We start from the raw sequence: 10,658 nt of genomic DNA, 5'->3' as shown, positions 1-10,658 counted from the left end.
TATATCTTCAGCCGTTTTTATATCAGAGTTATTCAAAATTAATTTTACTAATTCATCTCTAGATAAAGACATAGCCTGTGCTCCCTTCATTTGATAATTTATTATATCATCCTAATGAAGTTTACACAGACTATTTTACACTCTCATTCTGCATATTTATTTAATAATTCCACATAATAAATTTAATCACTTACTTGTATAACACTTGAATTATGAAAGGTGGCTACTCAAATGAAAAAATCTATTATTGTATTTTCTATTTTTTCTATTTATGTCATTTAGCATGAATTCAATAACTTCTGTCGCTCAAACTAGTACCTTTTCTGAGGGAATTTATAGTATTGAGGATTTAAAGCTACTTCCAAATGTTCCGTATAAAGTTCGAAATGTTTCTGGTGGTAGAGCTTTTATCACCATACTTAACGAAGACCTGATAATGGAACAATCTATACGCTTTCAGCCAAACTCATTGCAATATGTCTTAAATCCAATGCAATATGGTTATAAAATTATAATAGCAGGTAGTGGTCAATTATCTTTTACATCTTAAATTTCAAAATCCCCAAACTACTTATCATAATCGTATTGTGTAGAACTTATTCATATCGCAAATATTCTAAGAAATTATCTGCTATCTCTTCTCTTTTAATTAAATTAACTAATACACCTTGATGTACATTATTATGTTCTGCTCTTAAGGTAAGTAGTAAATTATTTTTCTTTGCTTCTTCTGATAATAACTCTAATTGCTCTACTGTAAATTCCTCAATCTTTAATATATTTTATATAATCACAACTTAATGTGTCCTTAATGAATTCATTAATTTTTTCATCTTCACCCCCAGAAACTACTACTATTGTTTCACCTAAAAGAAATAACTTAGCATTTGCAATATCACGTTGTTTTATTGCTTTTGTCTTAGATAATTCTAATTCTATTAATTCTTTTTTATCTCAAAAATATTGATATATTTCATCTTCATCAGCTAAAATGCTGTCAATATTTTATACTTCCATTTATTAAAATTGGGATTTAATTTGCACTTTTAGGTTGAAATAATTTACCGTGTAACTTTCCTAATCTTTCTGCTATTTTCTTCTCAGCTAGTTCATATAAATTGTCAACCTTGCATCTTAATTTCAAGTTATAAATATAATTTACTGCAAAAACAATTATATACGCACCTACTACATCCATAGGATAATGGTTTCCAACATAAACTCTTGAAAAACCAACAATTAATGATAATATAGTTAAAATTGTACTAAGTATCTTATTATATTTTGCAAGTCCCAAAGCTATACTCATTGTTCCTGTAGCATGATCACTAGGAAATGATGCATCTGTAACATGTGGTACTAATAAATTTACTTTATTGCGTACAAAAGGTCTGTCCACATAGTATATATTCCCAATTATAAAACTTAAAGTTAAATTAATTACCGTAATAACAAAAGCACTAAAAACAGCTTTTCTGCTATTAGAATTCTTTTTCATGATTCCTATGATAAATACTATTGCAGCAACTGCCATAAATATGTAAGGGAGATCTTTTGAAAAGAAAATCATTATCTCATCTAAAATTGTATTTTTATTCGCTGAATTGTTTATTATTGTAAAAAGTTCCATATTCATTTTTATCTGTCCTTCCTGTAATATATTTTGACAAAGCAATTGATTCTCTACTGCATACTAAGCCTAAAGCACTACCAACTAATGCATCTGTTTGGTAATGTGCATATAAGTATAATCTTGAAAATGCCATTAACTATATTGTTTTGTCATTATGAACCCAGAAGATTAAAATTAGATTAAAAAATTCTTAGAATCATCTTAAAAATAATAAGATGAAAGAATAAACTTCTTCCATCTTATTATTTATTTACTATATAGATTAATTTTCTCGATATAATATAACAATTACCCTTGTACCCTTCCCCTCTTCACTTTCTACATTTATAGTTCCTTTATGCATATCCACAATCCGTTTAGCTATGGACAATCCTATCCCTGAGCCAGCACTTTCTTTAGACCTTGATTTATCTACAATATAAAATCTCTCAAAAATATTGTTAATTTCATCTTTAGGTATTCCTATACCAGTATCGCTAACAGTTATTTTCACAAACTCTTTATGCACTTCTGAATCAATCTTTATTTTTCCACCTTTGGGAGTAAATTTAATACTATTACTAACAAATATTCTGAGCATCTGCTTTATCATTCCATAATCTGCAGTAATTTCTCCAATATCATTCCTATCACTTAATATCTCATGATCTTTTTCTATTACATTACTTTCATCAATTACTTCTTCAATTAATTTATTAATCGAAATCTCCTTTTTCTCCATTACTTGTGTTCCACTATCACCTTTTGCTAAAAACAGTAGATTTTCAACCAAACTTGCCATGCTACTAGCTTCTAACTTAATTGCGTATATTGATTTTTCTAATGCTTCCTTATCATCTTTTCCCCATCTATCTAATAAATTAGCATATCCTTGTATGACTGCAATTGGGGTTCTAAGTTCATGAGAAGCGTCTGACACAAATTGTATTTGTCTATTAAAAGAATCTTGAAGCCTATCTATCATCTTATTTAAGGTAGATGCAAGTCTTTTTAGTTCATCGTCTGGACCTGTTATATTTATTCTTTCTTTTAAATTATTAATACTTATATTTTCAGCTGTTTTAGTTATGTAGTTAATTGGTTTAAGCATTTTTTTACTTAAAATTTGTTCTGGTAAATCTGAAAAGATAATTTCTTTTTTCTGACGATTAGAAATATCCCTATAATACTTTTTCTGTCACATTTTATAACTTCTTTCACTAAGCAATCAAATTGAATTTCAATTACTTTTCCAAAAGAGGATGTTTTCATAATTTCCCTCCTTCCAGTCTTCAACCACAAAATGGTAAAGACTTTCTTTCTCCCTTTTGTTCCATCGCTTCCAAAGGAGATGAAATTTGTTGCATTCTTTAAGGTAATTTTTTAAGAAATTTGTAAAAAAAGCATATAATCAGACTTATTAATCTTTTTATATGCTTTAAGTTCACTTGTTTATTGTATATTATTTTTACTTATTTCTATAAATCTGATTTTTTTTGCAAATGTGCTATTATTCATTTATAATAATAAATTAAAAACTAACTTGAATTTTAGAATCCCCTCATGAACCGGTATTTCTAAAATTAACTTGCACATTAAATGTGTCTTTAAAATTTTGATAGAAAATATGATTTTTGATCTGTATACTCATACCGATTTTAAAGGTTATTCGTAATTTTAATTATTTATTATAATCTTCTACTTTGTGAAGTCTTTCCTTAAGTATTCCTTTCATTTTCTAAACATTATAATGCACACTTATGTCTTCATTTGATACTTTTCAATATGCACATAATAACTCAATCAGTGTATTCTTAAAAAGCAAATGCTATTTTGAATTTTATACAAATTCTCTTAGAACTTCTGCTATATTTTTAATTCCTTCAACAATTCTGTCATTAGGCATGTTTGAAAAATTGATTCTAAATGTATTTTCATGACCTCCATTTGGGAAAAAAGAACCACCTGGAACAAAAGCTACATTCCTCTCAAGACATCTCTCTAGAACATTTCTTACATTAATTTTTTCTGGAAGCTCAATCCACATAAATAATCCTCCTTGAGGCCTTGTATATTGGATTTCTTTAGGGAATTCTGACTCCATAGTTTCGAGGGCTAAATCACGTCTTTCCTTGTAAACTTTACGAATTTTTTCTATGTGTTCGTCAATATTATAAAGTTCAAGGTATTTTGCAATAACTCTTTGAGCAATTGTATTGCATTGAAGATCAGTACCTTGTTTTACAAGTACATATTTTTGTATTATCTCCTTGTCACCTGCAATCCAACCAATTCTAAAACCAGGACAGAAAATCTTGGAGAATGTTCCAGAGCAAAGTACATGCCCACTCTTATCAAAAGATTTAATTGATGGAAGAGTTTCACCTTCAAATCTAAGTTCTCCATACGGATTATCCTCAATTACAATTACATTGTACTTACTAGCCATTTCTGCAATCGCCTTTCTTCTTTCTATGCTCCATGTTCTGCCAGTTGGATTCTGAAATTCAGGAATAGTATAAATTATTTTAATTCTATCTGTATTTTTAAAAATATTTTCTAACTCGCTTGCTATCATACCATCATCATCTGTTGGTACTTCAATAAAATTACATTCATATGCTTTAAAAGCACTAATAGCTGCAAGATAAGTAGGACTTTCACATAAAACAATATCTCCCTTATTTAAAAATACCTTTCCTGTTAAATCAAGAGCTTGTTGTGAACCATGTGTAATAAGAATATTTTCAAAGTTAAAATTTGTGCCTAATCTTTTATTCATTCTCTGAGCACACCATTTTCTTAAAGAATTATATCCTTCAGTTGTTGTATATTGAAGTGCACCTTGACCATCTTCTTCAAGAACTATTCGATTTACTTCTTTTATTGCTTCAATAGGAAATAATTCAGGAGCAGGAAGTCCTCCTGCAAAAGATATAACTTCTGGTCTTTGAGTAATTTTTAATATTTCTCTGATTTCTGATGCCTTTAAGCTTGACATCCTCTCTGCATAATTAAAATTCATAATTTTGCCCCCTTAAAATTACTGTTAGTGTAAAGTTTTTACACTACTCTTTTTTAAATTTTTTATACATTTTATGTTTAAAAGTTTTTTACATCAAAAACAATTTAACCTACTCTCATGTCATAATTGTTGCTTTAGCATCACAAAACACCGTTAAACTAAAGCTTTCCTTTCGCAAAATAAAATAGATAGCTCAAACCTTTTAATTTTTGATTCTTGATCAAGTATACATAAGCTTTTCATAATCCTGTCAATTTTTATTTTTATTAGTTTTACAAACCTAGATTTAATTACTGCCCTTCCAATCCGACCATTTTAAATCACTCCTACAGTAGAACCGCCTAAATTTTTTCCTGATTATCCCCTTAAGTGGAAAATACTGAATCCGTGCACAATCTAAAATATAACATATTCTACGGCACCCCATCATCATAAGCATAACTGTATATTCTGCCACCGAATCTGGTGCATAGCTTACATACGAACTCCCAATTGGTGAAAGCAATCCAATAGGTCAGTATTAAAATCACATACTATTACGCTGACTGCATGGTATCCTTATGCCAGTTTTGCATTTTTCAAGTTTGGGTACTCCGCTGTATATCCATAGGTATAGCTATATTTTTCTGTTAACTCATCAAAAATTCTTTTTCATCAAATTCCCTAAAGCAATACACAAATATTTTCATTGATTTGCAATCCATCTTTTACACACATTACCCCATTTTTTTGAGTTTGAGTATTTTTCTAGTTCTGCTATATCTAATTTTATATGACCTCAGTATACAATGTATCTATATATAAGTAAAACGACTGTTTCTGATTAATATATTAGACTTTCTAATGCAAAGGAGATAATAATATGAACAGATTTCTTGCTCTGTATAAAATTGTTGGAGCCGGAAGTTTTTCAAAATCCACAGATTTACTGGGTTATACTCAATCGAGAATAACCCAGATGATTCAGTCACTTGAAGATGAGTTATCTTTGAAACTACTGCTGCGTTCACGAACTGGTGTAAAACTTGCTCCAGAAGAAAAAGAATTATATCCTTATATCTTAAAAACTGCTTCCTCCTATCGTACAATAATAGGGAAAACTAACGAAATAAAAGGTATTGAATCAGGTATCATACGAATTAGTACTATTTCAAGTATATCCTGTCATTGGCCACCTCATATGATAAAAGAATTTCAGGCCATTTATCCTAATGTACAATTTATTCTTCATCAAGTAGACTATACGACTATTCAAGAATGGATCAAATCAAGTGAAGTTGACTTTGGCTTTTATAAATCCTGCCGTTGCATCAGGATTAAATACTATTACTTTAAAGTATGGTGAACTTTGGGCTGTTTTTCCCCAAATCATCCATTAGCAAGAAAGAATGTAGTTACATTGAAACAGCTTGCAACTGAACATTTTCTTCTTTTGGAAGAAGGTGTTATTAGTGAATCTTTAGAAGCTTTTCATACACAGAATCTCCATTCGAATATCAAAATGTGTATTCATGATGATTATTCTATTCTTTCTATGATTGAGAAAGGCTTAGTGGTAAGTATTTTGCCAGAATTAGTTTTAAGACGTGTAAGCTCCGATGTAGCAAATATTCCAATAAGCCCACCAGTAACACGTACTGTAGGAATTGTTTTTATAATCTAAAAACAATTCCTATAGCAAGTAGATATTTCATTGATTCTTTAAAGAATCACATTCTGATTAATTCCAAAACAAAATGAAAAACTAGTTATGTTATACCTACCTTATCATATCTTTTAATCTTTCAAATATGGCTTAATAATATTATTTAATAAAATCTCGCACTTTATAAGCTAAAGCTGGGAAAGTAGGCAATAAGTCGTTTTTCCAAGCGCTTGCTTCAACATCTAATCCAATTACATTGACAAAATTATTAATGTCTTCAGCAGCTGTTTGACTAATTTCTGATGCACCTACTAGATTATGCTTTTTGTCAAAAACTAATGTCAGTTTTGCATTGTAATCATTTGTTCCAGTATAAAAGAAGTCTGGTGTTAAATCATACGTAATAACTTCATAGTTTGAATTCTTTAGAGCATCTTCTACGCTCACTCCAACTTGTGCAATTTGTGGAAATGTAAACGCCGTAGTGCCAATTACCGGATATTGAATAGGTTCTGGATTATCGCTTTCTATACTTTCACCTAGATATTCACCTTCGTATTGCGCAATAGGAGTCAATTTAGGCGCTACTTTAGAATCTTTTTTTGCCACATCTCCCGCTGCATAAACACCCTTAATGTTTGTTTCTAAAAACTCATTTACATGTATTCCTGCACGATCATATGCAATTCCTACTTTATCTAAATTTAATGCTTCTATATTAGGAATACGTCCACTTGCATCAACAACATAATCTGTATTAATACTCAAACCTTGATCAGATTTAACTATATATTCAGAATCTGTTTTAATAACTTCACTAACCTTTTGACTAAAATGGAATGTAATTCCTTGTTTCTTCATTTCATCTACAACATCCTTAACATGTTCTGAATAAAATGCTGTTAATGGTCTATCTGCATATTCAATAATTTCTACGTGTGAGCCTGCTGCGTTAAGTATTGTAGCCAATTCCATGCTTACATATCCTGCACCAATAAGAGTAATACGACTTGGTAAATCTTCCATAGAAAGTACATCGTTACTACTATATGTGTACTCATTTCCCTTAATAGGTAGTTTATTTGGTTTTTGTCCTGTAGCAATAATAATTTTTGCCCCATAATATTTCTCTTTATTAATTTCTAATATATGTTCATCAATAAAAGTTGCTGTTCCTTGTATTATATCTGCACTATTATTTTGGAAACCTTTTTTAGCATTTTCAGGATAACTTAAAAATATTTCTTTCTTACGTTTCATTAATTGTTTCCAGTCAATTTTTGCTGGTATCGAAATTCCTTTATTAAGAAGCTGATGAGTTGTTAATACTGCCTTTATAGCTCCATCAAGAAATATTTTAGGCTCGCATCCATAATTAGGACAAATTCCACCAAATGTATCACTTTCAACAACTAAGATTTTTTTACTTGAATTTCGTAGCTCTGCTGTCATTTTATATGCAACAGGCCCACTCCCTATAATAATATAATCATATTTTTTCATATTTTCCATATAAATATCTCCTTACTATTACATATTTTAACGTACTTGTTTCTCTATAAAGCAAACTCAGGTTTTTAATTAATTTATCATATCCAATTTAAATGTAAATAAACTATAGCTCCATAACTTTTATAGTAAAATGTTATTAATACTTCCTGTTGGGATTATTAACAGCTTTACTTTTCTTAAGTAAAATAAATTGGATTTAAAAAAATCATTCAGAAATATTCAATACAGCACGAAACCTTGTTGATGCTGACTTCATCTTATCGTATGCTTCACTAGCGCGTTCAAGCGGAAAAGTTTCAATCATTGGCCTCACATCAGTTAACACGCTAAAGAGAATCGCTTCATTGACTTCTTTTGTATGTCCAGTAAACGAACCTCTGACTGTATTGGGACCTTTTAAAAAGTCCATTGCCGACAATTCTAATTGTTCTCCTGATCCTGCCACAATAATTAACTCACTGTCTGAACCAAGCCCGTTGATTAGAGATGAAATAGCTTTAGCATTCGGTGCAGTAGCAAGAATTACTTTTGCTCCGCCTAATCTCTGTAATGCCTGAGACGGTTCTTCTTTCTCAGAATCGATGTAGTAATGAGCTCCAAGTTGACGTGCCAATTTCTCTTTATCGCTGCCACGAGAGATGGCAACAGTTCGAAATCCTGCTTTCTTTGCATATTGAATCGCTAGATGTCCAAGCCCACCAATACCATGAATTGCTACAATATCTCCTAGCCTAGCTTTGCTATTTTTTAACGCACTAAAAGTTGTTTCGCCAGCACACATAAGTGGTGCTGCTTCTAGTGCAGATAATTCACTCGGAATACTCGATGAGCCTTCTTCATAAACAATCATATATTCTGCGTAACCACCATCTATTGTAAGACCTGTAACATGGTTATGTCCTCCATTCCATCCAACACCAACTCGTTGTCCTATCTCAAACTTCGTTGAACCCGCTCCAAGTTCTTCAACTCTACCAATCACTTCATGACCTGGAATTCGTGGATACTCGGGTGCTCCACCTTCAATAGCCATAGAATCACCATTACATATTCCGCATGCTTCCACACGAATTAGTACTTGTCCTTCTTGAGGCTGAGGAACTGGAATCTCAACCAATTTCATCTTTTCACCTTTAGCCGGAATTTGCATAGCTTTCATCATTTTCATTAAATATTATCTCCTTGTCTACTTAATCAGCACATAATTACTATGTTCGTATCATTCTCATTAAATTTAATTTCTTTAACACCAATATCATCTTATTTAGGAAATTTAATGATTTTTTATTATTATTTTAGTACTTTATACTTAAAAAAGATGTAATCCATCTTACAATTAATACTTATTTTTATTTATAATTAAATTTTTACATTCATACACCATTAGCTTTATGTCTATACAACATTAATAGAATTGTTCAAGTTATTTTAGAAAAGATTCTATTTCTACTTTAAGGTTTTCTTTTGGTCTAAATCCAACTAACTTTTCTTTCTTTTCACCATCTTTAAATATAACTATAGATGGTATATTTGTAATATCATATTCGTGCGCAACACCTGTACTATCGTCTACATCAACCTTCACAAATTTAACTTTTTCTTTCATTTCTGATTCTAATTCCTCAAATATAGGCGCTAACATTTTACATGGACCACACCAGTCTGCAAAAAAATCTACTACTACTACTCCATCCTTTATTTCACTATTGAATTCATTTTCTTTTACTATCTTTATCATGTTTTTCTCTCCTTAAATCTTTATATTATTTTTTATTAATTTCATCTATGTAGGATACCACTAATAGTGCTGCGATATTTCCTTCTCCAGCGGCTTTTATATATTGATATGGAGCTCCAACTATATCCCAGCTGCAAAGCATCCCTCTAAATTAGTTTTCATTTACCATTTGATATGTAAAAAAGGATGTACAAATCAAAATTATTATTGCTGCAATTAAAATGAAATTAAAAATTAATCTTTTTCTTATAGAATTAAACATATCACTACCCCACAAAATTTTAGTATTTTACCTTAATATCTGAACTATGATTTATATATTTTATTTCGTACGCGTACGGAGTATTTAAGTAAAAAAAATACTTTTAGAGCATTTTTATTATATTTTTAAGAGCTTTATTTATATTAGCTTCAAAGACTTTTCCTTGTTCTTCATGAAAATTTTTTAATACTATATCTAAAAACTCTTTTTCTATAACTTGTAATTTTTGTTTTATATATATACCTTCACAAGTCAAACTAATATATACACTTCTTTTATCTTCATCGCACACACATTTATTTATAAATTTTTGGCTCTCATATTTGTTTATTATGTCAGATAAAGATGATTTAGATATTCTCCATATGCTTGCTATTTCATTAAAAAGCAGCTTTGAACCATCCTCTGGTAAAATTTCAAATAGCATTGTGTGATTTTGTAATATAGATAATTGCTCTTCTTTTATTTTTTCAGTTAAAAATTTATTGAGATGCTTGATTAATTATATTCAATTTTCCAATAATACATTTCTTTTTCGCCACCTCATTCGTTCGGGTACGAATTAAATGTGCAACCATTATATTCTTCTGTCAATATATTTTAAACACATACTATGTTTTTTTCTTTTACTATATCTAAAACAACATGTCGTAATACCTACCAATACTCTTTTCTAACTCTAATAAGGATATGTAATTTCTATTATTTATTTTATATTTTACTAATACTATTAAGTACTAATTATTTTCAAGCTTCTTTTAATGCCTTTTCAAGTTGCTCAGGAGAAGAAGTACTCTTATTTCCACAAATTATATTTTCTAATTCATAAGCAATCTCCTTCATATCCTGAGCAATTAATAATCT

The 10,658-nt window shown here is 29.9% G+C and carries 11 protein-coding genes and 2 pseudogenes; 2 read left to right on the top strand and 11 right to left on the bottom strand.

Features of this window, described 5'->3' with window-relative positions:
- Window positions 1-271 precede the first annotated feature (271 nt).
- The gene (locus T483_RS0117530) at window positions 272-550 is read left to right on the top strand and encodes a hypothetical protein (RefSeq protein WP_051560441.1); all 279 of its coding nucleotides are present in this window, start codon (window positions 272-274) and stop codon (window positions 548-550) included.
- A 483-nt stretch (window positions 551-1,033) separates the two neighbouring features.
- On the opposite strand, the gene T483_RS0117525 is transcribed toward T483_RS0117530, so the two are convergent.
- The 5 genes from T483_RS0117525 to T483_RS0117510 form a co-directional block, all read right to left on the bottom strand.
- Complete coding sequence (locus T483_RS0117525; protein WP_026888010.1) at window positions 1,034-1,636, bottom strand: undecaprenyl-diphosphatase; 603 nt, start codon at window positions 1,634-1,636, stop codon at window positions 1,034-1,036.
- Entirely contained in the window at window positions 1,593-1,766 is a 174-nt protein-coding gene (locus T483_RS32205) for a phosphatase PAP2 family protein (protein WP_242841885.1), read from the bottom strand. Before T483_RS32205 ends, T483_RS0117525 begins: the two co-directional genes overlap by 44 nt.
- Window positions 1,767-1,895: 129 nt before the next feature.
- Complete coding sequence (locus T483_RS29385; RefSeq protein WP_242841884.1) at window positions 1,896-2,723, bottom strand: sensor histidine kinase; 828 nt, start codon at window positions 2,721-2,723, stop codon at window positions 1,896-1,898.
- A gap of 8 nt (window positions 2,724-2,731) precedes the next feature.
- Entirely contained in the window at window positions 2,732-2,884 is a 153-nt protein-coding gene (locus T483_RS31155; protein ID WP_155268511.1) for a hypothetical protein, read from the bottom strand.
- Between the two features lie 568 nt (window positions 2,885-3,452).
- On the bottom strand, window positions 3,453-4,637 hold the full coding sequence (locus T483_RS0117510) for a PLP-dependent aminotransferase family protein (RefSeq protein ID WP_026888009.1): 1,185 nt from the start codon (window positions 4,635-4,637) through the stop codon (window positions 3,453-3,455).
- 862 nt (window positions 4,638-5,499) lie between these two features.
- Here T483_RS0117510 and T483_RS32200 point away from each other — a divergent pair.
- A pseudogene (locus T483_RS32200) lies at window positions 5,500-6,300 on the top strand (LysR substrate-binding domain-containing protein).
- Between the two features lie 141 nt (window positions 6,301-6,441).
- Here the strand turns inward: T483_RS32200 and T483_RS0117500 are convergent.
- The 6 genes and pseudogenes from T483_RS0117500 to T483_RS30595 form a co-directional block, all read right to left on the bottom strand.
- A complete protein-coding gene (locus tag T483_RS0117500) occupies window positions 6,442-7,794 on the bottom strand; it encodes a dihydrolipoyl dehydrogenase family protein (RefSeq protein ID WP_051560438.1) in 1,353 nt (450 codons plus the stop codon).
- Between the two features lie 205 nt (window positions 7,795-7,999).
- Window positions 8,000-8,962, bottom strand: a complete 963-nt coding sequence (locus T483_RS0117495; protein ID WP_026888007.1) for a zinc-binding dehydrogenase — start codon at window positions 8,960-8,962, stop codon at window positions 8,000-8,002.
- Between the two features lie 255 nt (window positions 8,963-9,217).
- The gene (gene trxA / locus T483_RS0117490) at window positions 9,218-9,532 is read right to left on the bottom strand and encodes a thioredoxin (protein WP_026888006.1); all 315 of its coding nucleotides are present in this window, start codon (window positions 9,530-9,532) and stop codon (window positions 9,218-9,220) included.
- A gap of 25 nt (window positions 9,533-9,557) precedes the next feature.
- Window positions 9,558-9,694, bottom strand: a pseudogene (locus tag T483_RS32600) (thioredoxin reductase); the annotation flags it as partial.
- A 203-nt stretch (window positions 9,695-9,897) separates the two neighbouring features.
- Window positions 9,898-10,221: a MarR family transcriptional regulator gene (locus T483_RS29375; protein WP_242841883.1), complete on the bottom strand. Its 324-nt coding sequence runs from the start codon at window positions 10,219-10,221 to the stop codon at window positions 9,898-9,900.
- 320 nt (window positions 10,222-10,541) lie between these two features.
- Entirely contained in the window at window positions 10,542-10,649 is a 108-nt protein-coding gene (locus T483_RS30595) for a TSCPD domain-containing protein (RefSeq protein ID WP_278247450.1), read from the bottom strand.
- Between the last annotated feature and the right edge of the window lie 9 nt (window positions 10,650-10,658).

The organism is Clostridium beijerinckii HUN142, from assembly GCF_000621745.1.
In the GTDB taxonomy this organism is placed as follows: domain Bacteria; phylum Bacillota; class Clostridia; order Clostridiales; family Clostridiaceae; genus Clostridium; species Clostridium beijerinckii_A.
This window is presented reverse-complemented; position numbering and strand designations above follow the sequence as displayed.

Coding starts and splice junctions, on each gene's coding strand:
- T483_RS0117530 (WP_051560441.1), top strand. CDS start 272: ATGTCATTTAGCATGAATTCAATAACTTCTGTCGCTCAAACTAGTACC.
- T483_RS0117525 (WP_026888010.1), bottom strand. CDS start 1,636: ATGAATATGGAACTTTTTACAATAATAAACAATTCAGCGAATAAAAAT.
- T483_RS32205 (WP_242841885.1), bottom strand. CDS start 1,766: ATGGCATTTTCAAGATTATACTTATATGCACATTACCAAACAGATGCA.
- T483_RS29385 (WP_242841884.1), bottom strand. CDS start 2,723: ATGCTTAAACCAATTAACTACATAACTAAAACAGCTGAAAATATAAGT.
- T483_RS31155 (WP_155268511.1), bottom strand. CDS start 2,884: ATGAAAACATCCTCTTTTGGAAAAGTAATTGAAATTCAATTTGATTGC.
- T483_RS0117510 (WP_026888009.1), bottom strand. CDS start 4,637: ATGAATTTTAATTATGCAGAGAGGATGTCAAGCTTAAAGGCATCAGAA.
- T483_RS0117500 (WP_051560438.1), bottom strand. CDS start 7,794: ATGGAAAATATGAAAAAATATGATTATATTATTATAGGGAGTGGGCCT.
- T483_RS0117495 (WP_026888007.1), bottom strand. CDS start 8,962: ATGAAAATGATGAAAGCTATGCAAATTCCGGCTAAAGGTGAAAAGATG.
- trxA (WP_026888006.1), bottom strand. CDS start 9,532: ATGATAAAGATAGTAAAAGAAAATGAATTCAATAGTGAAATAAAGGAT.
- T483_RS29375 (WP_242841883.1), bottom strand. CDS start 10,221: ATGCTATTTGAAATTTTACCAGAGGATGGTTCAAAGCTGCTTTTTAAT.